This window comes from Streptomyces sp. NPDC058751 (genome assembly GCF_042746485.1).
GTDB lineage: Bacteria > Actinomycetota > Actinomycetes > Streptomycetales > Streptomycetaceae > Streptomyces.
The window spans coordinates 1-20,785 of record NZ_JBHYPZ010000047.1; the positions used below are offsets into that span (position 1 = coordinate 1).

The window sequence follows — 20,785 nt, forward strand, 5'->3', positions numbered from 1 at the left end:
TGAGTTCTCAAGGAACGGACGCTTCCTTTGTACTCACCCTCTCGGGCTTTCCTCCGGGCGCTTCCCTTCGGTCTTGCGTTTCCGACTCTATCAGATCCTTTCGGGCCTGATTCCCAGTCAGCGGGTTTTGTCTTTGCGGCTGTTGGGCCGTTCCGACGTCTCAAACTTTAGCGGATCTTCCCGGCAGTTCCTAATCGGGCTGCCGAACCCCAATCGAATTGAATTCGGACACGCCGAATTCACCCCGACTGGGAGATCGTGCTGGAGATTTGAGTGCCGCATCAGCGGCGGAGGCGTCGTCTCGGAAGCCTGCTGGCTCCCCGACAACTCGAAGAACTTTACTCAGCTTCCAGGGCACTGTCAACCACCCCCTGTCAAGATCTTTAATCCAGGTCGCTGAGCCGGCCGCCCGCGTCCGGCTGGGCGGCTTCCACCCGTCGCAGCAGGCGGGTCAGGACCTCGCCCAGGACGCTCCGGTCCTCGGGAGAGAGGTCCTGGAGCAGGTCCTCCTCGAAGACCGTGGCGAGACGCATGGCCTCCAGCCACTTCTCCCGGCCTTCGCCCGTCAGCTCGACGATGACGCGGACGCGGTTCGACTCGTCGCGCTCCCGGGTGACCAGCCCCTCCCCGACCATGCGGTCGATGCGGTGGGTCATGGCCGCCGGAGTGAGGCCGAGGCGCTTGGCGAGCTCGCTCGGGCCGAGGCGGTACGGGGCGCCGGCGAGGACCAGGGCCTTCAGGACCTCCCACTCGGCGTTGCTGATGCCGAGTGCGGCGGTCTGGCGGCCGTAGGCGACGTTCATCCGCCGGTTGAGGCGGGACAGCGCCGAGACGATCTTCTCGACCTGGGGGTCGAGGTCCTGGAACTCGCGCTGGTAGGCGGCGATCTGCTCTTCGAGTGTCGGCTCACTGACGCCGGGGGTGTCGCCCATGGCCCGAGTATCGCACGGCGCCACTTGGTGTCGAAGTCCTTCAATGTGTAGAGTTCAACTTCGAACTTTAGATTTGAAGTCTTCAGGCTTGCATCCATGAGTGGGGAACCTTGTCTCGGACAGGGGCCCCGCAGGCGGGCGGGACGGCTTCACGACCAAGGCAGGTGAAAGTGACCAGGGCGATGGGCGCAGCGATGCGCCGGATCCACGTGGGCAACGCGCTCAGCGCGTTCGGGCTCGGCTTTACCGTCCCCTTCCTCTACGTCTACGTGGCGCAGGTGCGGGGACTCGGCTCCATGACGGCGGGAACCGTGCTCGCCGTCTTCGCCGTGGCCGCTCTCGTCGTGCTGCCGTTCGCCGGACGGGCGATCGTCCGGCGCGGTCCGCTGCCGGTTCTGCTCGCCGCCCTGGTCACCGCCGCAGTGGGCGCGCTGAGCCTCGGGCTGGCGAGCAGCGCGACGACCGTCGTACTGGCGGCGGCCGCTCTCGGTGCCGGGCAGGCGGTCATGCAGCCGTCCCTGGCGACGATGATCGTGGACTGCTCCTCGGCGGACACCCGGTCGCGCGCCTTCGCGACGCAGTTCTTCCTGCAGAACCTGGGCCTCGGTGTCGGTGGCCTCATCGGCGGCCACATCGTCGACCCGGACCGGGCGGGCTCGTTCACGCTGCTGTTCGCGATCGAGGCGGCGATGTTCCTGGTGCTGGTCGTGATCATGGCGACCGTGCGGATGCCGCACACGCCGCGGATCGGCGGGGACGCGCCTCGTGCCAAGGGCGGCAGCTGGAAGCAGCTGCTCGGCAACCGGGCCATGGTGCAGCTCTCCGTGCTGGGCTTCGTGCTGTTCTTCGCCTGTTACGGACAGTTCGAGTCGGGGCTCTCCGCGTACGGTGTCGAGGCGGCCGGGATCTCCACGTCCGCGCTCGGTACGGCGATGGCGGCGAACACGGCGATGATCGTGGTCGCGCAGTTCGCGGTGCTGAAGTTCGTCGAGCGCCGCAAGCGGTCCCGGGTGATCGCCTCGGTCGGGCTCATCTGGGCCGTCGCCTGGCTGGCGGCCGGGTACGCGGGTCTCGGGCACGGCAGCCAGACCATGGCCACGGCGGCCTTCGTCTCGACGTACGCGCTCTTCGGACTCGGTGAGGCGATGTTGTCGCCGACGGTCGCCCCGCTGGTGGCCGATCTGGCTCCGTCGGGCATGGCGGGTCAGTACAACTCCGCCTTCGCCCTGGTGAAGCAGCTCGCGCTGGCGATCGGTCCGGCGGTGGGCGGCCCGATGGGGGCCTCGCTGCACGGTCCGTACGTCGTGACGTTCCTGCTCTTCTCGCTCGGCATCACCGTCCTGGCCCTGCGGCTCGGGCGGCGGCTCACCCCCGTACAGGACCAGCCCTCGCTCGTGAGGAGCCGGGTGGTCGCGCAGGGCGGGGCTCCGGCCGAGCCGGTGCCCGCGGGTGCCTGACCGCCGGGCCCACGGGACGGACGCGGACCACGACGGCCGCCATCACGGAGTGACGTGGTGGCGGCCGTTCCGTGTGCGTGGCGCGGGTGTCAGCGGATGCCGGTCAGCAGGTTGGCGGTGAAGGGGAGGGTGGCGGTTCCGTCGGGGGCGGTGCGGCCGGCGAGGCGGGTGTGGACGGACCGTCCGGCGCGCAGGAGCGCGTCCTCGCCCGCCGTGTCCGCGATCGCCTGTCCCCAGGACGTGGACGAGAGCTGTCCGGGGGCGTACGCGTCGAGGGGTGGGAACGGGATGCCGAAGGTGACCTGGCGGACGGTGACGTCGTGGAGGCCCGCGTCGCGCAGGGCGGCGGAGAGCCGTTCGGGGGTGCCGGAGAACGCGCCCTCGTAGTCCGCCGCGAGTTCCTTGCCTCCGTACTCCTCGACCGCCTCGTACTGGGCGACGAAGTACGGGATGAGTTCTCTGGCGGCCCACGCGGTGGCGGCGAAGCGGCCGCCGGGGCGCATGACGCGGGCCACCTCGGCGAGGGCCGCGTCCAGGTCGGGGAAGAACTGGACGCCCTGCTGGCACACGACCGCGTCGAAGGCCGCGTCGTCGTGGGGGAGCCGTTCGGCGGGGGCGACGGTGAACTCGATGTCCGGGTACATGCGGGGCGCGAGCTCCGCCGCCAGGGCGATCATGCCGGCGTTGACGTCCGCCCCCGAGACCCGGCCGGCGGGGCCGACGCGGGCCGCCGCCGCGCGGGCCGCGAAGCCGGTGCCGCAGGCCAGGTCGAGCACCTTGGCGCCGGGGTACAGGTCGACCGCGTCCAGGACCTCTTCCACGAAAGGCGTCATGAACGGCGCCGCGTACCGCTCGTAGCGTTCGGGACCGTTTCCTTTGAGCTGAAAGCCCGGTTCGTCTGCCATGGGGAGCTCTTAGCACCGGGCGGTCCCCTCGGCCAGGGGACGCGCGGGATGTCCGGGGCCCGGGTGGGCCCGTGGGCCACCCGGGAGCACGTGTTCCGGATTCAGCCGCCCGCGCGCGGGAGGGCGAATTCGCACCACACCGCCTTGCCGCCTCCCGGTGTGCGGCGGGCGCCCCAGGCGGAGGCGATCGTCGCCACGATCGCGATGCCGCGGCCCGTCTCGTCGCCGGGTTCCGCGCGGCGGCGGCGCGGAAGGTGATCGTCGCCGTCGGTGACCTCGATGATCAGGCGGCGGTCGGTGCGGCGCAGCCGCAGCCGCATCGGCGGGGTGCCGTGCTGGAGCGAGTTGGCGACGAGTTCGCTGGCGGCCAGGACGCCGAGGTCGTGCAGGTCGCCGGGGAAGCGCCAGCTCGCCAGCACGCCGGAGGCGAAGGCACGCGCGCGCGGGGCCGCTTCCATGCCGCCGAGCAGTTCCAGGGCGGCGTTGCGGAAGAGCTCTCCGTCGGAGCCCGTGCGGGAGGGGTGCTGGAGGACCAGGACGGCGACGTCGTCGTCGTGGTCGGCGGTGACGCCGGCCGCGCGGACCAGGCGGTCGCAGATCACCTGGGGGCTGCCGGTGGCTCCGGCCAGGGCGCGTTCCAGGGAGGCGATGCCCTCGTCGAGGTCCTCGTCTCGGCGCTCGACCAGGCCGTCCGTGTACAGGACGGCGGTGGAGCCGGGGCCCAGCGGCACCGAGCCGGAGGCGTGCAGCCAGCCTCCGGTGCCGAGCGGGGGTCCGGTCGGTTCGTCGGCGCGGTGGACGGTGCCGTTCTCGTCTCGGACCAGGATGGGCAGGTGGCCGGCGGAGGCGTACACCAGCCGGCCCTCGTTCGGGTCGTGGACGGCGTACACGCAGGTGGCGATCTGGTTGGCGTCGATCTCGGTGGCGACGCCGTCGAGGAGCTGCAGGACCTCGTGCGGCGGCAGGTCGAGACGGGCGTACGCGCGCACGGCCGTGCGGAGCTGGCCCATGACGGCGGCGGCGCGGACCCCGCGGCCCATGACGTCGCCGATGACGAGCGCGGTGCGGCCGCCGCCGAGGGTGATGACGTCGTACCAGTCCCCGCCGACCGCGGCCTCCGTGCCGCCGGGCAGGTAGGTGGCGGCGATGCGCAGGTCGTCGGGTTCCTCCAGTTCCTGCGGGAGCAGGGAGCGCTGCAGGGTGACGGCGGTCTCGCGCTGACGGCGTTCGCTGGCGCGCAGCCGCTCGGCGGCCTCGGCGTGGTCGGTGACGTCGGTGGCGAAGACGAGGACGCCGCGGCCGTCGCCCTCCGCGGAGGTGTCGACGGGGGTGCAGGTGAACGTGTAGGAGCGGCCGGTCGAGACCTTGCGGGACTTGACCGTGCGGGGTTTGGCGCTGCGCAGGACCTGGTCGAGGAGCGGCAGGAGGCCCAGTTCGTCCAGTTCCGGCAGGGCCTCGCGGGCGGGTGCGCCTGCGGGGCGGGTGCCGAAGGCCGCCGTGTAGGCGTCGTTGACGTACGAGAGGCGGTGCTCGGGACCGTGCACGAGGGCGACGAGGGCGGGGACGCGGTCGAGGACCGCGCGCACCGGGAGTTCGTCGACGGCGAGCCCGGGAGGGAGGTCGTCGGTCGTCCGCTCGGCGCGGGCCGTCGGCACGGAGCCTTCCCCGCGCCGGTCCGGGGCGGCCGTGTGCGAGGCCGTGTGCTCGGTCCGCGCTGCGGCGCGGCGCTGCGTTCCGGGGAGCCGGGCGCTCCAGCGCGTGAAGTTCACAGTGGGGAAAGCCTCGTGTTAGAAGGGCGAGCGGTTCACCCGCCCAAAGTCGTGGACCTGTCTGGCAGTCTGACCGACCGGGTCTGCTTCCGTCAGACGCCGTCCCTGCCGGTGGAGTTCCGCTGTCCGGTCAGGACGACCCCTTCGGGTCGGTCGGAGGCTTTCCCCCGGCCGCCAGTTCGAACTCCGCACGGGGGTGTTCGAGTGAACCGAGGGACACGATCTCCCGCTTGAAGAGACCTGCCAGGGTCCATTCGGCGAGCACACGGGCCTTGCGGTTGAAGGTCGGCACCCTGCTGAGGTGGTAGACGCGGTGCATGAACCAGGCAGGATAGCCCCTCAGCTTGCGCCCGTAGACGTGTGCGACTCCCTTGTGCAGTCCGAGGGAGGCGACGGAACCGACGTAGGCGTGGGAGTACGTCTCCAGGGGTTCGCCGCGCAGGGTGTGCGCCAGGTTGTCGCCGAGGACCTTGGCCTGGCGCACGGCGTGCTGGGCGTTGGGCGCCGTCTCCCGGCCGGGCTCCGCGGTCACGTCGGGGACGGCGGCGGCGTCCCCGGCCGCCCACGCGTGGGTGACGCCGTCGACGGCGAGCTGGGCGGTGCACCTGAGCCGGCCCCGCTCGTCCAGGGGAAGGCCGGTCGCGGCGAGGAGGGGGTGCGGTTTCACGCCGGCGGTCCACACGACGGTGCGCGTGGGGAAGCGCGTGCCGTCACTGAGGACGGCGACCCGGTCCACGCAGTTGGTGAGGCGGGTCTCCAGACGGACCTCGACGTTGCGCCGGCGGAGCTGGCTGACGGTGTACCTGCCCATCTCCTCGCCGACCTCGGGCAGGATGCGGTCCGAGGCCTCGACGAGGATCCACTTCATGTCCTCGGGCCTGATGTTGGGGTAGTACCGCGCCGTGTAGCGGGCCATGTCCTCCAGCTCGCCGAGCGCCTCGACGCCGGCGTAACCGCCTCCCACGAAGACGAAGGTCAGGGCCGCGTCACGGATCGCGGGGTCGCGGGTGGAGGAGGCGATGTCCATCTGCTCGATGACGTGGTTGCGCAGGCCGATGGCCTCTTCGACCGTCTTGAAGCCGATGGCGTGGTCGGCGAGTCCGGGGATCGGCAGGGCTCGCGAGACCGAGCCGGGGGCGAGCACGAGTTCGTCGTACGTGATCTGCTCGGCGCCCGCGCCCTCCTCCTCGGTGGCGAGCGTGGTGAGCGTGGCGGTGCGCTTGGCGTGGTCGACCGAGCGGACCTCACCGATGACGATCCGGCACCGGCCGAGGACCCGGCGCAGCGGGACGACCACGTGACGCGGCGAGATGGAGCCCGCGGCGGCTTCGGGAAGGAACGGCTGGTAGGTCATGTACGGGTCGGGCGACACGACCGTGATCTCGACCTCGCCCCGCCTCAGTTCGGGCTTGAGCTGCCGCTGGAGGCGCAGGGCGGTGTACATCCCGACGTAGCCGCCGCCGACGATGAGAATGCGCGCACGTTCCTTCACCATCCCATGACGCACCCCGCTCCGGAGTTTGTCCACAGCCCCGGCAATTTGTGTGACCGGTCGCCGACAACGTGCGGAGTTGGCCGATTTGCCGGAGTCTAGGGAAAACCCGCAGGTCGAGGTGGGTGAGGGGGGTATTCGGACGGGGCGCAATCGGGATGTAAAGGGTTCGTACTCCGATCGAGGGGCGCTCCGTGCGGAACCTGCCCCTTCTGAATTGACCCCCTCTCAACTATGTTCGTGTGTCGACGGGGTGTAGGGGGATGCGCTCGGCGGGTCCGTACGGCGGGCTCGCGCACCGGCCTGTTCCGCACACTCCGGTCTGTCGATGGCGGGGAGAGTCTCCGGGGGGAGACGTCATTACCGGGGGAACGCTTATGCACATTCAGGACTCTCATTGGTCTTCCGCGTCAGCGATCGCACCGGGTGGTGCGATCGGCGCGGCGACGAGCGGCAACGGCCGCGGTCCGGTGGACGGGCCGCGCACGACGCCGCTGCGTGTGGACGCACAGCGCAATCTGGAACACGTACTGCGGGCGGCGCGCGAGGTCTTCGGCGAGCTGGGGTACGGCGCGCCGATGGAGGACGTCGCCCGGCGGGCGAGGGTCGGTGTCGGCACGGTGTACCGGCGCTTCCCGAGCAAGGACGTGCTGGTCCGCCGGATAGCCGAGGAGGAGACCTCCCGGCTGACCGACCAGGCCCGTGCCGCGCTCGGCCAGGAGGACGAGCCGTGGTCGGCGCTCTCGCGCTTCCTGCGGACGTCGGTGGCCTCGGGCGCCGGACGGCTGCTGCCGCCGCAGGTGCTGCGGGTCGGCGTGGCCGAGGACGACGAGCAGGATGGGGCGCGGGTGCCTCAGCAGCGGTCCCAGACCGCGCCGGAGCTGAGGCTCGTCGAGCAGCGGCCCGCTCCCGAGGACGAGCAGGTGATCGCCGCGGTGGACGACGCCGGTGCGGCGGCGCTGCTCGAGGTGGTCGGACGGCTGGTCGACCGGGCGCGTGCGGCGGGCGAACTGCGCGCCGACGTCACCGTGGCGGACGTCCTGCTGGTCATCGCGACGGCGGCGCCCTCGCTGCCGGACGCGGCCCAGCAGGCGGCGGCCTCGGCCCGGTTGCTCGACATCCTGCTGGAGGGCCTGCGCTCGCGTCCCGCGTGAGCCCGGCCGGGGGTTCCCGCGGCGCGGACGGGTTCCGGCCGCGCCGGTACCGAAGCGCGCGGACACTCGGGGGCACGAGGACGCCCGAGTGCGCGGGGGTCGGCGCCGGCGGGTGACGCCGGTGCCCGGTCGCTCGTGAGCACTCCGATGCTCCCGGGGGCGAGTGGTCTCACTCGCCCCCGGGAGCATCGTGTTTCCCGGCGGAACTCCGGCGCGGGACGGCCGCTTCCGTGCGGGCGACGGCTGTTGACCATTCCCCGTACGGGTGATGGTCAGTACTCCAGAGCGACAGATCCCCTCGGACGAGTGGTTGGTCCGTACGAGCACGTTCTGTCCGCGGAGGCTGTGGCACGCTGGCCCGGTATTCGGGTCCGAGTGTGCAGGCGGGGGCATTCCGCGATGAGCGTTGACGGGCGGGACGAGTCACCCGGTGACGGTGGCGCCGACGGCGGCACGGAAACCGGCGGCTCACCGTCACGGCAGGTACCGGGCCAGGGCGGCCCGCACCGCGGAACCCCGTACGAGAACCCGCGCGGCGGAGACCGCGACGGTGACGTCCCGGGCGGCGAGGGCGGTGGCCGGGCCCATGGCGGACCGGCCGCCGGAGCGGCCGACCCCGGCGTGCCCTCGCAGCGCGACCGGTGGGACGTGCGCGAGAGCGGCGTCCTGCCGCCCCCGCGGGAGCCGGATCTCCCGGTGGCCCCGCCGCCCGCCGACGCCGGTCTGATCGGGCGGATGCGCGCGGGCGACGACTCGGCGTACGAGGAGTTGTACCGCCGACACGCCGAGGCCGTCCGCCGCTACGCCCGCACCTGCTGCCGTGACGCGCACACCGCCGACGACCTCACGGCCGAGGTGTTCGCCCGCATGCTCCAGGCCGTACGCGGCGGCGGCGGCCCCGAGCACGCCGTGCGCGCGTATCTCCTCACCACCGTCCGCCGGGTCGCCGCGAACTGGACGAAGTCGGCCAGACGGGAACAACTCGTCGAGGACTTCGCGGTGTTCGCCGCGCAGGCCGCCCGCGGGTCCGAGGTCTCCGGCGACGGCACACTCGACCTCGGCGCGGACGTGCGCGCGATGCACGAGGCCGAACGGTCCATGGCCATGAGGGCCTTCCGTTCGCTGCCGGAGCGCTGGCAGGCCGTGCTGTGGCACACCGAGGTCGAGGACGAGTCCCCGAGCGAGGTCGCCACGCTCTTCGGCCTCGACGCGAACGGCACCCGCGTACTGGCCAGCCGCGCCCGCGAGGGGCTCAGGCAGGCCTATCTCCAGGCCCACGTGAGCACCACGCCCACCATGGACGAGGAGTGCGCGCGCCACGCCGACCGGCTCGGCGCCTACGCCCGCGGCGGTCTGCGCACCCGCGCCGAACGGGGCCTGCGCAAGCACCTGGAGGAGTGCGCCAGGTGCCGGCTGGCCGCGGGCCAGATCAAGGAAGTGGCCGGCGGGATCCCGGCGGTCGTTCCGGTCGCGGTCATCGGCTGGTTCGGTGCCGCCGGGTACGCGAAGGCCGTCGCGCTCGTCGCCGGGGGCGCCGGAGCGGGCGCGGCCGGAGCCGCGGGCACGGCGGGCGGCGCCTCCGGAGGGGCGGGCGCCGGAGGCGGTGCCGTGGTCTCCGAGGGACTCGGCGCGCCGGTCAAGGCCGGTATCGCGGCGGGTGTCGTCGCGGCGGCCGCGGCGGCGGTGGCGCTGTCCCTGGTCGGCAACGGCAGCCCCGCCGGGCGGCCCGAGGCGGCACCGCCCGCCTCGCCCGCCGTGGAAGCGCCGGTGCCGTCGCCGCCGACGCCCGGGAAGCCGTCCGCGCCGAAGCCCCCCGCGGTGGTGCACGGGCCGGCCCCCGCCGCCCCGGCCGAACCGGAACCCGCCCCGAGGCCGGCGGCGAAAGCGGCCCCGAGTCCGTCCCCCACCCCGGTCCCGGCTCCCACCCCGCTGCCGAAGCCGCCCCCTCCGGAACCCGTCCCGGAGCCCACTCCGACGACTCCCCCGCCCGCCCCCTCCGTCTACCGGTGGAGCGACCTGGACTACGACGTCATCGGCGACCACACCGGGCCGGAGATGCGGATCGGGGAGAGCAGCTGGGTGTGGCAGCGCCACAGGACGAGGATCGCCGACACCCGGTACGCGTACGGGGTGACCGTCCACGGCCGGTCCTCGGTCACCGTCGACCTCAACCGCGACTGCGGCTCGTACGACGCCCTGGTCGGTGTGGACGATCTGATGCTCGGCCTGGGCGCGGTGCGCTTCGCCGTCTACGCGGACGGATCGCGGCTGTGGCGGTCACCGCTGGTCGCGGGCGGCGACCCGGCGGTGCCCGTCCATGTGGACCTCACCGGCCGCCGGACGGTCCGGCTCGTCGTCGAACCCCACAGCCCGTTCGACTCGACGGCGCTGGGCGACTGGGCGGAGTCGAAGTTCCTGTGCCGGTGAGCACCCGCTCCCCGGGGTGCGTGCGGCGAGCGGTCACCCCGCCGGGTACCCCTCGAGCGCCTCGGCCAGATCACCGAGGGCCTCTTCCTGGGTGTAGCCGGCACCCAGGGCGCGCTCGGACTCGTAACGCTGCGGGCCGAGCGCCGCGAGAGCCGCGGCCCGGGTGCTCCGCACGTCGGCGCTCTCACGGGCGGGACGCGGATCCCCGCCGCGCCAGCTGGTGCCCGCGGCCACCAGCCGCACCGCCACCGCGTGGGCGCCCAGCTCTCCGAAGAGACGCGCGGCGCCCTCGACGACGGCCGACGCCACCCCGTCCGCGCACCGCGCGTCCAGCGCACGGCGCAGCGTGGAACGCAGCTTCCGCAACCCCGCGACCGGACCGGACTCGGCGGCCGTGACCATGGCGTCGACGCCGTTCAGCCCGATCGTGAACTGGGGCGGCGGGGTGCCGCGGCGGCTCTCCTCGCGCGACTTCTCGTACAGCTCGCGCGCGAGGGCGACGTCCCCGTCGTCCAGGACCACCTGGGCGCGCAGCAGATGGACGAACGCCAGGGAATCCGTCACCCCGTACAGATCGGCGGCGGCGCTCGCCTCGTCCAGCTTCTCCAGGGCCGCGGAACGCTCGCCCGCGCGGTAGGCGATCTCGGCCAGCCGCGCCACGAGGAACGGCACCTCCAGGTAGGCCCCCACCTCGTGGGCGAGCCGCAGCGCCTCGTCGTACTCGCCCTTCGCCTCGTCGTACCGGCCGCGCGCCATGCCCGCCTCACCGGCCGCGCTGCACACCTGGGCGCGCATCCAGCGGTCCCCGACCCGTCGGCTGAGCCCGCGCAGTTCCGCCAGGTCCTCGTCCACTCCCGGCATGCCGCCCGGGGCGTCGACGATCATGTGCGTACGGAACATCAGGGCGACGCCGATCTCCCACTCGCCGCCGAACTCGCGGCAGTTGGCGACCGCCGCGTCCATCGCGGGCCCCACGTCGTCCGGATCACCCAGGAAGTGCGCGGCCATCGGCCAGACGATCCCCGGCAGGCGCGCCGCGTCCGGACCGCCCCGCTCGAAGGCGCCCCGCACCCGCTCCACGTACTCCCGCGACCGCTTGTCGCCCCACTCGTCCATGGGGACGACGTCCACCTTCATGAACAGGTGGAACATGTGCACCCTCATCCGCATGGCGTACAGCGGGTGCCGCTCGTACCGCTCGGGACGGTCGAGGAGGGCGCCCACCGGATCGACGCCCTCGAAGCCGGGGAGGGGGCCGTCACCGGCGGCGGACCCGGCACGGACGGCCTCCGCCGGGCGGTCGCCGGCCGGCGCGGAGAGCCACGCGCCCAGCCTCAGGACGAGTCCCGTCCATTCGATGGCTTCGTGGCGGAAGTTGCGCAGCCACCAGAACCAGCCCATGTCGAGGACGAGAGCACCGGCTTCCTCCTCGTCGTGGGCGGCGAGCGCGCGCCGGAGGGCCGCCCGGATGTTGTCGTGCTCGTTCTCCAGGCGCCGGATCCAGGGGAGTTGGCCGGCCGAGCGCAGCCGGGGCTCGGCCTCCTCGGTCAGGGCTCGCACCCAGGCGCGGTGGCGCCGCTCGGCGGCGGCGCGCAGCCCGGGGACCTCGGCGGCGCGCTCGGTGGCGTACTCGTGGATGGTCTCCAGCATGCGGTAGCGCATCCCGCCGCCCGGGTCTCCGCCGTCGGCGCCCTCGCGGCCGTCGTCCCAGGCGTCCCGAAGGCCGTCGCGTCCGTACGGGCCGCTGTCGCCGCCCGTGCCGTGCGGGGTGGCGACGAGGAGGGACTTGTCGACGAGCGCGCCGATGAGGTCGGCGGCGGGGCCGGTGCACACGGCCTCCGCGGCGGCCAGGTCCCAGCCGCCCGCGAACACGGACGCCTCGCGCAGCACGGTCCGTTCCTGTTCGTCGAGCAGGTCCCAGGACCAGTCGACGACGGCGCGCAGGGTCTGCTGGCGGGGCAGCACGGTGCGGCTGCCCGAGGTCAGCAGCCGGAAGCGGTCGTCGAGCCGGTCGGCTATCTGGCGCGGGGTGAGCATCCGCAGCCGGGCCGCGGCCAGCTCGATGGCCAGGGGCAGGCCGTCGAGCCGTCGGCAGATCTCGTCCACGGCGGCGGAGTCGTGGGGCGCGGTGGCGGCGTCGGGGCGCACCACGAAGGCCCGCTCCATGAAGAGGCGGCGCGCGGAATCGGGCGGGAGCGGCTCGACCGGGCGCACCAACTCGCCCGGTACGCCCAGGGGTTCGCGGCTGGTGGCGAGGATCGTGAGCCCCGGGCAGCGGGTCAGCAGGGTCTCGGCGAGTTCGGCCGCCGCGTCGATCACGTGCTCGCAGTTGTCGAGGATCAGGAGTTGGCTGCGCGGGGCGCAGTACTCGACGAGCAGGGTGACCGGGTCGTCCTGCACGCCCGTCATCTCGTTGGTGATCAGCGCGGTCTCGCGCAGGCCGAGGGCGCTGACCACCGCGCCCGGGACCGCCTCGGGCCGGTCGAGCGGGGCGAGTTCGGCCAGCCACGCCTGCGCGAGCCCGGCGGCGGCTTCCTCGGCGAGGCGGGTCTTCCCCGAACCGCCCGGTCCGGTCAGCGTGACCAGTCGTGCCCTCCGCACATCCGAACGGATGGCCGCGACCTCGCGTTCCCGCCCGACGAACGAGTTCAGCCGGGGGCGGATGTTCCCGGTCCGCCGGGCACGGGAGGGGTCCCCCGGACGGGGGGCGGCGGCCGGTGCGGCGCCGTCGCGTGCGGACGCGGGTTCCCCCGGCCCGCGCGTGTCCCGGGGATCCAGCAGCGCGGCGTGCAGGTCCCGGAGTTCCGGCCCGGGGTCCGCGCCGAGGCCGTCCGTCAGCGCCCGGCGCACGTCCTCGTACGCGGCCAGCGCGTCGGCGCCCCGGCCGGTCTCGCGCAGGGCGCGGATGAGCAGGGCGTGCAGGGCCTCGTCGTACGGGTGGGCCGTCGTCAGTTCCCTCAGCTCCGGTACGACGTCGGCGGCGCGGCCGAGCCGCAGGTCCGCCTCGACGCGGCTGCGGGTCGCCTCCAGGCGCAGGGCGTCCGGGCGGGTCGCGGCGGTCCGGTCGGGGAGGTCCGCGAGGGCGGGGCCGCGCCACAGGGCGAGGGCTTCGGTCAGACGGGCGGCGGCGGTACGGGCGTCGCCCGTGTCCAGCGCGGTCCTGCCCTCCGTGACGAGCCGCTCGAAGACGAACAGGTCCACGTCGTCGCGGGTGGCGTCGAGCCGGTAGCCGCCGGCCTCGGACGTGACCGCGTCCTTGCCGATGGCCCGGCGGAGGCGGCCTATCAGTGCCTGCAGCGCGCCGGGGGCGTCCTGGGGTGGGTCGTCCGCCCACACCTCGTCGATGAGGGTGTCCGGGGAGACGGTTCGGGCGGGGTGCTGGGCCAGGGCCGTGAGCAGCATGCGTACCCGGGGGCCGCCCAACGTGACCTGGGCCCCCCGGTCGTCCTCCGCCTGGGCAACCCCCAGAATCCTGTACCGCACGCCCCTATTCTCACCGCCCGCCCACCCGGGGGCACCGGGTTACCCCGGCCGAGCCGGCCGCAGCCCCCGTCCCCGCACCCCACCACAACCGTCTTTCGCCCCCTCCGCCTCTACCCTTCCCGTGCCCGGGGGCTCCGCCCCCGGACCCCCGCTCCTCAAACGCCGGAGGGGCTGAAACTTTCGCCGGCCGGGGCTGGAACAGCACCCGCAGCCGGGATCCGGCGCGAGGAACCGGAACGGCCGCCACGATTCACCCGCAGTCGGCCGCGCGCGGGAGGGGCCGTGCCGGTACATCGATGCCCGTCGCCACCGACGCCCACGCCTCGTCCAACGGCGACGGGCTGATGCACCGGCACGGCCCCGACCCACCCACCGGACCGGACCCGGAGAACGCCAGCGCGAGCGCCCGGGCTCAGGCCCGCCGCGCCCCCGCGCCCAGCGCCCTCCCCTGCGGCACGATCCCCGCGGGAACGGCCCGCTGCCGCGCCGGTGTCCCCGTCCAGCACGTCCCGCGCCGCGCCAGCAACCGCCGCAGCCACAGTTCGAGCGAGACGAGATCGGCCAGCCCGTCGATCGGCAGCGGCGCCCCCTCTGCGGCCGAGCGCAGCGCCTTGCGGACGACCCGTGCCTCGACGAGCCCCGCCTGCGCGAGCAGCGGGGTGTCGAACAGGGAGACCAGGGAGTCCGCCGCCACCCGCACCCCCGTCCGGGCCGCGGCGGTGGAGGACGCGTGCGACGGAGCCCCCCACCCGGAGGGCAGATCGGCCACCCCGGCCCCCTCCAGCACCGTGCGCAGGATCGCCGCCCGCGCCCCGGGCTGCACCCGCAGCGCCTCCGGCAGTTCACGGCAGGCCCGGACGACCTGGTTGTCGAGGAACGGCGTGTGCAGCCGTTGGAAGCGGATCTCGGCGGCCTGCTCCAGGACGCGGACGTCGGCCGCGTGGCGGGCCAGCGCGGCCCGGGCGCGGAAGTCCCCCGGCCGCTGTCCGGGCCCGACGTTCACCCGTCCGACGCTCCCTTGGAGACGAACCGATACTTCAGCCAGCGCCTCCCCGGTCAGCCAGCGCGCCGCCGGCCCGGGTCTCGCCCAGCTGAGCGCGGCGAGCGACGCGCCCACCGCGCCTCCGGGGTCCTCGAACCGCCGGTGCAGCAACTGTTCGGCGAGGACGTCGACCCCGGTGCGGTACGGCGTCCGGGCGAGTTTGCGCGCGGCGCCGTACACGCGCGCGGGGACCATCACCGAGCCGTCGGCCTTCGTCAACGCGGCTACGGGACGCACCAGATGGCGTCGTTTGCGGTCCATGAGCAGATCGGCGAGCCGGGCGGGATGGGCGTCCAGCACCTGCCGCGCGCCGTAGCCGGTGAAGTGGTCCGCGCTGCCGGAGGCGAGGCGCGCGCGGTGGCGTGCCGCGGTCACGAGGGAGGGCCCCGGCTCGTCGGTGAGGGGTCCCTCCAGGTCGGCGTACGGGAGCGTCTCCTCGCCCCCGGCGACGACCACGTGGTGCAGCCGGGGGTTCGCGGCGAGCGTCCCGGCCCGTTCCACCTCGGCCTCGCGCCCCCGCACGGCGAGGTCGTTGAAGGTGACCGCGAGGAGCCGTTCCCCCGCACCGGTGCCGTGTCCGAGGACGGTGCCGGGCGCCCCGGGGAGGCCGGCGGCGAGCAGCGCGAGGGTTCCCGAGGCGGGCCCTCCGGAGAGGTCGGCGCCGATGCCCGGTACCGGTGTCCCGCGCGCCGCGCGCCGCTCGGCGGGTCCCATGCCGGGCACGGGCCCGGGGTCCACGTCGGTGCCGGGCACGTGGCGGGGGGCGGAGAGGCGGGCGCGGACGGCCTCGACGAGGGCGTCCCGCACGGCGTCCACGGCGACCGCGGGATCGGTGGACGGCGCGGCGACGGCGAGGGAGGCGACGGGTTCGTACCCGGCGATCTCGCGCGCTCCGGCCCGCAGGATGAGCGTGTGCCCCGGCGGAATGCGGCGCACGCCCTCGTACGGGGTGGAGTCGTGCACCGCGGCCGGTACGTCGGGGGCGGCGAGCATCGCGGCCAGGTGCCCGAAGTCGAGGTTGGCCTCGACGAGGTCGGCGAGCGGGAGCGCGGCGGTGGCGTAGGCGGTGCCGCCGGCCCAGGGGGTGTGGAACACGGGCCGGGCGCCGGCGAGGTCGCCGCAGACGGTCACGCGGCGGCCGACCCGGACGACCACGGTGTAGCTGCCGGACCAGTTGGTGAGGTGGCGCAGTGCTCCGCCGCGCGCGGCGAACAGTCCGACCCGCAGTTCGTCGTCGGAGGCCCCGCAGGTGCCGAGGACGGCGATGCGGTTCTCGGCGTCGGCCTTCACCACGCGCACCTCGTCGGGGCGCCAGTCACCGACGGCCCACAGCGGATCCGGGTCGCCCCACAGGAGTTGGGAGCCGACGGGGTGGACGGTCTCGCCGTCGTCGCCCGTGGCGCCCGCCGAGCCGATCGCGGACGCTCTGGCGACGGTGCTGCTCCACCCCACCAACCATCGCATCGCCGCCTCCACAGGCTGTGGACAACCAGTGCACCGTACGAACTCGGCACCATGCTGCCACGAAGGAGGCGTGCGGGAGGGTCCCTGCGGCGGCTTGCGCTCCCCGGAGTGCGCCCCCATGCGGACGTCCGCGCCGCCACGCTGGGGCGCGCTACCGGCAAATACCCTTCATACAGCACCTGTTGGGGAAACGACGGCCGCCGCCCCGCACCGGAGGAAAATCTGTTCCGGACAGCCACCGGACAGTTACCGGGCCACCACCGGACGGCCCCGGCCCACCGGACGGCCCCGGCCCACGGGGCACCCTCCGCCCACCGGTCGACCCGGCGCGCACCCGCCCCCACCGGGCCGCACGGCCCCGAACAGCCCCGCACCCTCGCGAGGCACCCCTCCCGCACCACCCGCCCCCCGGCAGGTCGACGCGAATGCGCCCCCGGTACGCTCCCCCAGGACGCCCTTCGCGCCCTCAACTCACGTGGTGGGAGCCCTGATTGACCTCAGGAGGCGCCGTCGTTTTTCGGCCAATTCGGCGAAGGGCGGACGGGCACGGACACGCTCCGTACAGGCCCTGCGCACCGCTTCGGCAACGCACAGTCCGGGAGGCGGAGTTCGCCCCCCGGACCGGTCCGCCGCCCGCGGGGATGTAGGCGGCGGTGTCCCCCAGCCCACTGGATCCAGTACAGCGGGCCGACCCACGCACGTTCCATGGAAGCGCTCCCCGCCCTGGCCGGAGAAGAGCGCACGGGCGGGCGCACGGCCACACAACAGGAGCACGCCGCGACAGTCCGTACAGTCGTACGGACCACAATCCCGCCAACCGGACGTACGCCCCTTAACGCTGGGGATCGGGCGAACTACGCTGGGTTTACGAATGCCGCGTGGTTATGCCAGCGCGGCAGCCGTCTGTGTCGAGGGGTGGCGCATGTCCAGGGAGCAACGCGGGCCGAACGAAAAGCTCGGCGCCGTTCTCGCCCTCGCGGGAATCAGCAACGCAGGACTCGCGCGTCGCGTCAACGACCTTGGCGCCCAACGCGGGTTGACTCTTCGCTACGACAAGACGTCGGTGGCGCGCTGGGTGTCGAAGGGCATGGTGCCGCAGGGCGCCGCGCCGCACCTCATCGCGGCCGCGATCGGCCAGAAGCTCGGCCGCCCCGTGCCGCTCCACGAGATCGGCCTGGCGGACGCGGACCCCGCGCCGGAAGTGGGCCTCGCCTTCCCCCGTGACGTCGGACAGGCGGTCCGGTCCGCGACGGACCTGTACCGCCTCGACCTCGCCGGGCGCAGAACGGGCGGCGGCATCTGGCAGTCCCTGGCCGGCTCCTTCGCCGTGAGCGCCTACGCGACCCCCGCCTCACGCTGGCTGATAACCCCGGCCGACAGTTCGGTGGCGCGCGAGGTGAGTCCGGGCGAGGGCTCCGGAGCGCCGCTGAAGGTCGGCCACAGCGATGTGCTGAAACTCCGCGAGGCAGCCGAGGACGCCAGGCGCTGGGACTCCAAGTACGGGGGCGGTGACTGGCGTTCGTCCATGGTGCCCGAGTGTCTGCGGGTCGAGGCGGCGCCCCTGCTGCTCGGCTCCTACTCCGACGAGGTCGGCAGGGCGCTGTTCGGCGCGTCGGCGGAGCTGACCCGGCTCGCGGGCTGGATGGCCTTCGACACGGGCCAGCAGGAGGCCGCGCAGCGGTACTACATCCAGGCGCTGCGGCTGGCCCGCGCGGCCGCCGACGTGCCCTTGGGGGGCTACGTCCTGGCCTCCATGTCCCTCCAGGCGACCTACCGGGGCTTCGGCGACGAGGGCGTCGACCTCGCCCAGGCCGCCCTGGAACGCAACCGCGGTCTCGCGACGGCCCGCACCATGAGCTTCTTCCGGCTCGTCGAGGCACGGGCCCACGCGCGCGCGGGCGACGCGCAGGCGGCCGGGGCGGCGCTGAAGGCGGCCGAAGGCTGGCTGGAGCGCGCCCGGGACGGCGACAACGACCCGTCCTGGCTCGGCTTCTACGGGTACGACCGCTTCGCGGCCGACGCCGCCGAGTGCTACCGCGACCTGAAGGCACCGCGCCAGGTGCGCCGCTTCACCGAGCAGGCGCTGTCGAAGCCGACGGAGGAGTTCGTGCGTTCGCACGGGCTGCGCCTGGTGGTGTCCGCGGTCGCCGAGCTGGAGTCCGGCAACCTGGACGCGGCGTGCGAGCAGGGCGTGCGGGCGGTGGAGGTCGCGGGGCGCATCTCCTCCGCGCGTACCACCGAGTACGTGAAGGACCTGCTGCACAGGCTGGAGCCCTACGGAGACGAACCCCGCGTGGCGGAGCTGCGGGAGCGGGCCCGTCCGCTGCTGATGGCTCCGGCGTAGGGCGACGCGCCCGGCGGCCCGGGCACGGACAGGGCACCACGGTCCCCGCGGCGCGAAGGAGACGCGGGGCACGGCCCTTGGGTTTGAGGGCGTTGTCAGTGGCACAGTGCACTATCGAGGCCGGGAGGTGGTGCGGATGCGGAGCGCCTACGACTGCGACGTGCTGGTGATCGGCGGGGGGATCGTCGGTCTGTCGACGGCGTACGCCATCACCCGGGCGGCACCGGGCACCCGGGTGACGGTGCTGGAGAAGGAACCGGGACCCGCCCGGCACCAGACCGGGCGCAACAGCGGGGTGATCCACAGCGGGATCTACTACCGCCCCGGCTCCCTGAAGGCGCGGTACGCGGTCCGGGGCGCCGCCGAGATGGTCAAGTTCTGCGCGGAGTACGACATCGCGCACGCCGTGACCGGCAAGCTGATCGTCGCGACGGAGAAGTCGGAGCTCCCCCGGCTGCACGGTCTGGTGCAGCGCGGCCGGGAGAACGGCATCCCGGTCAAGGAACTGGGCCCGGCCCAGCTCACGGAGTACGAGCCGGAGGTCCGCGGCCTCGCCGCCATCCACGTCGGCACCACGGGCATCTGCGACTACGGGGCGGTGGCCCGCCGGCTCGCGGAGGCGTCCGGGGCGGAGATCCGGTACGGGGCGCGGGTCGTGCGCGCCGACCGCCGCCCCCACCTCGGTGTCGCCGTGCGCACGGCGGACGGGGCGGTCGTCCGGGGCCGGGTGCTCGTGAACTGCTCGGGGCTGCACTGCGACGAGACGGCCCGGCTCACCGGCGACGACCCGGGGATGCGGATCGTCCCCTTCCGTGGCGAGTACTACACGCTGGCGCGGCCGGAGCTGGTGCGGGGCCTGGTGTACCCGGTTCCGGACCCCGCGTTCCCCTTCCTCGGCGTCCATCTCACCCGGGGCATCGACGGCGGGGTCCACATCGGCCCCAACGCGGTGCCCGCGCTCGCCCGCGAGGGATACGGCTGGGGAGTCGTCCGGCCCCGCGAACTGGGCGGGACCCTGTCCTGGCCGGGTTCGTGGCGGATAGCGCGGCGGCACTGGCGCTACGGGGCCGGGGAGCTGCGCCGGTCGGTGTCGAAGGCGGCGTTCACGGAGGCCGTGCGGCGGCTGCTGCCCGCGGTGACGGCGGACGACCTGGTCCCCGCCGCCGCCGGGGTCCGCGCCCAGGCGGTCCTGCGGGACGGCACCCTGGTCGACGACTTCCTGATCAAGGAGGGCCCGAGGACCGTGCACGTGCTGAACGCGCCGTCCCCGGCGGCCACCGCCTCCCTGCCGATCGGCCGCGAGGTCGCCCGCCGGGCCCTGGCGTCCCTGGCGGCGGCCTGAGCGACCGCCCTCCGCCCGCCCGGGCCCGGGCGGGCCGTCCGCCGGGCGGTGCCGCCCGGCGGCGGGACGGGCCGGCCTCGTGGCACCGCGCCCGTAAAATCGACCCCACTGTGTCTGATTTCCTCGACTCCACCGAAGAGACCCGGCCCGCCTCCGCCGAGGACGGCTCGCCGCGTCACCACCGTGCCCAGGGCGAGCCCCGCTTCCCCGACGGTCCGCAGGCGGATCCCGCCGGCTCGCACTTCGAGCGGCGGATCCGGAGTTTCCAGCCGCGCCGGAGCCGGGTGACGACCGGACAGGCCGACGCGCTGCAGCGGCTGTGGCCCAAGTGGGGTCTGGACATCGACGGACGGCGCACGCTCGACCTCGCGGAGCTGTTCGGGGCGGACGTCCCCGTCGTGCTGGAGATCGGCTTCGGCATGGGCGAGGCCACCGCGCAGATGGCGGCCGAGGACCAGGGGACCGGCATCCTCGCCGTGGACGTGCACACACCGGGGCAGGGCAACCTGCTCAACCTCGCCGAGCGCAACGGCCTGACCAACGTCCGCGTCGCCAACGGCGACGCGATCATCCTGCTCCGCGAGATGATCCCGTCCGCCTCGCTGAGCGGCCTGCGCGTCTTCTTCCCCGACCCCTGGCCCAAGAAGCGGCACCACAAGCGCCGGCTGATCCAGCCGGAGTTCCTGGATCTCGCCGCGACCCGCCTCGCGCCGGGCGCGCTCGTGCACTGCGCGACCGACTGGGAGCCGTACGCCGAACAGATGCTCGACGTACTGAGCGCGCACCCCGCCTTCGAGAACACCGCACCGGACGGCGGTTTCGCGCCGCGTCCCGAGTTCCGGCCGCTGACCCGTTTCGAGGGCCAGGGACTGGACAAGGGTCATGTGGTGAACGACCTCCTCTTCCGGCGCGTACAGCAACGAGACCAGCACACGCCGGGCGACTGACCCGCACCCGTCCGCCCGCGTCCGCCG

12 protein-coding genes are annotated in these 20,785 nt (G+C 73.9%); 6 read left to right on the forward strand and 6 right to left on the reverse strand.

Going from position 1 to position 20,785, the window contains the following annotated elements; translation table 11 throughout:
- Positions 1-383: 383 nt before the first annotated feature.
- Positions 384-932 carry a MarR family winged helix-turn-helix transcriptional regulator gene (locus tag ACFW6B_RS33390; protein WP_386602093.1) on the reverse strand — a complete coding sequence of 183 codons (549 nt, stop codon included), beginning with the start codon at positions 930-932 and terminating at the stop codon, positions 384-386.
- 182 nt (positions 933-1,114) lie between these two features.
- Between ACFW6B_RS33390 and ACFW6B_RS33395 the strand changes: the two genes are divergently transcribed.
- Positions 1,115-2,389, forward strand: coding sequence for an MFS transporter (locus tag ACFW6B_RS33395; RefSeq protein ID WP_386602095.1), 1,275 nt, complete (start codon positions 1,115-1,117; stop codon positions 2,387-2,389).
- Positions 2,390-2,478: 89 nt separating this feature from the next.
- Here ACFW6B_RS33395 and ACFW6B_RS33400 read toward each other — a convergent pair whose 3' ends face one another.
- The 3 genes from ACFW6B_RS33400 to ACFW6B_RS33410 form a co-directional block, all read right to left on the reverse strand.
- Positions 2,479-3,294 carry a class I SAM-dependent methyltransferase gene (locus ACFW6B_RS33400; RefSeq protein WP_386602097.1) on the reverse strand — a complete coding sequence of 272 codons (816 nt, stop codon included), beginning with the start codon at positions 3,292-3,294 and terminating at the stop codon, positions 2,479-2,481.
- Positions 3,295-3,395: 101 nt separating this feature from the next.
- Positions 3,396-5,063, reverse strand: coding sequence for a SpoIIE family protein phosphatase (locus ACFW6B_RS33405; RefSeq protein WP_386602099.1), 1,668 nt, complete (start codon positions 5,061-5,063; stop codon positions 3,396-3,398).
- Positions 5,064-5,193: 130 nt separating this feature from the next.
- Positions 5,194-6,558, reverse strand: coding sequence for an NAD(P)/FAD-dependent oxidoreductase (locus tag ACFW6B_RS33410; RefSeq protein WP_386602101.1), 1,365 nt, complete (start codon positions 6,556-6,558; stop codon positions 5,194-5,196).
- 374 nt (positions 6,559-6,932) lie between these two features.
- On the opposite strand from ACFW6B_RS33410, the gene ACFW6B_RS33415 reads away from it, so the two are divergent.
- A complete protein-coding gene (locus ACFW6B_RS33415) occupies positions 6,933-7,709 on the forward strand; it encodes a TetR/AcrR family transcriptional regulator (RefSeq protein ID WP_386602103.1) in 777 nt (258 codons plus the stop codon).
- Between the two features lie 399 nt (positions 7,710-8,108).
- A complete protein-coding gene (locus ACFW6B_RS33420; RefSeq protein WP_386602105.1) occupies positions 8,109-10,136 on the forward strand; it encodes a sigma-70 family RNA polymerase sigma factor in 2,028 nt (675 codons plus the stop codon).
- A 33-nt stretch (positions 10,137-10,169) separates the two neighbouring features.
- Here ACFW6B_RS33420 and ACFW6B_RS33425 read toward each other — a convergent pair whose 3' ends face one another.
- Both ACFW6B_RS33425 and ACFW6B_RS33430 read right to left on the reverse strand, forming a co-directional pair.
- Positions 10,170-13,619 (reverse strand): BTAD domain-containing putative transcriptional regulator, encoded by a 3,450-nt coding sequence (locus tag ACFW6B_RS33425; RefSeq protein WP_386602107.1) that lies wholly within the window; start codon positions 13,617-13,619, stop codon positions 10,170-10,172.
- 412 nt (positions 13,620-14,031) lie between these two features.
- Positions 14,032-16,125 carry an asparagine synthase-related protein gene (locus tag ACFW6B_RS33430; protein ID WP_386602110.1) on the reverse strand — a complete coding sequence of 698 codons (2,094 nt, stop codon included), beginning with the start codon at positions 16,123-16,125 and terminating at the stop codon, positions 14,032-14,034.
- A gap of 922 nt (positions 16,126-17,047) precedes the next feature.
- Between ACFW6B_RS33430 and ACFW6B_RS33435 the strand changes: the two genes are divergently transcribed.
- The 3 genes from ACFW6B_RS33435 to trmB all read left to right on the forward strand — a co-directional run bounded on the left by ACFW6B_RS33435 (position 17,048) and on the right by trmB (position 20,758).
- Positions 17,048-18,469: an MFS transporter gene (locus ACFW6B_RS33435; protein WP_386602112.1), complete on the forward strand. Its 1,422-nt coding sequence runs from the start codon at positions 17,048-17,050 to the stop codon at positions 18,467-18,469.
- Positions 18,470-18,605: 136 nt separating this feature from the next.
- The gene (gene lhgO / locus ACFW6B_RS33440) at positions 18,606-19,811 is read left to right on the forward strand and encodes an L-2-hydroxyglutarate oxidase (protein WP_386602114.1); all 1,206 of its coding nucleotides are present in this window, start codon (positions 18,606-18,608) and stop codon (positions 19,809-19,811) included.
- A gap of 110 nt (positions 19,812-19,921) precedes the next feature.
- Positions 19,922-20,758: a tRNA (guanosine(46)-N7)-methyltransferase TrmB gene (gene trmB / locus ACFW6B_RS33445; RefSeq protein WP_386602116.1), complete on the forward strand. Its 837-nt coding sequence runs from the start codon at positions 19,922-19,924 to the stop codon at positions 20,756-20,758.
- Positions 20,759-20,785 lie beyond the last annotated feature (27 nt).

Coding starts and splice junctions, on each gene's coding strand:
- ACFW6B_RS33390 (WP_386602093.1), bottom strand. CDS start 932: ATGGGCGACACCCCCGGCGTCAGTGAGCCGACACTCGAAGAGCAGATC.
- ACFW6B_RS33395 (WP_386602095.1), top strand. CDS start 1,115: ATGGGCGCAGCGATGCGCCGGATCCACGTGGGCAACGCGCTCAGCGCG.
- ACFW6B_RS33400 (WP_386602097.1), bottom strand. CDS start 3,294: ATGGCAGACGAACCGGGCTTTCAGCTCAAAGGAAACGGTCCCGAACGC.
- ACFW6B_RS33410 (WP_386602101.1), bottom strand. CDS start 6,558: ATGGTGAAGGAACGTGCGCGCATTCTCATCGTCGGCGGCGGCTACGTC.
- ACFW6B_RS33415 (WP_386602103.1), top strand. CDS start 6,933: ATGCACATTCAGGACTCTCATTGGTCTTCCGCGTCAGCGATCGCACCG.
- ACFW6B_RS33420 (WP_386602105.1), top strand. CDS start 8,109: ATGAGCGTTGACGGGCGGGACGAGTCACCCGGTGACGGTGGCGCCGAC.
- ACFW6B_RS33430 (WP_386602110.1), bottom strand. CDS start 16,125: ATGCGATGGTTGGTGGGGTGGAGCAGCACCGTCGCCAGAGCGTCCGCG.
- ACFW6B_RS33435 (WP_386602112.1), top strand. CDS start 17,048: ATGTCCAGGGAGCAACGCGGGCCGAACGAAAAGCTCGGCGCCGTTCTC.
- lhgO (WP_386602114.1), top strand. CDS start 18,606: ATGCGGAGCGCCTACGACTGCGACGTGCTGGTGATCGGCGGGGGGATC.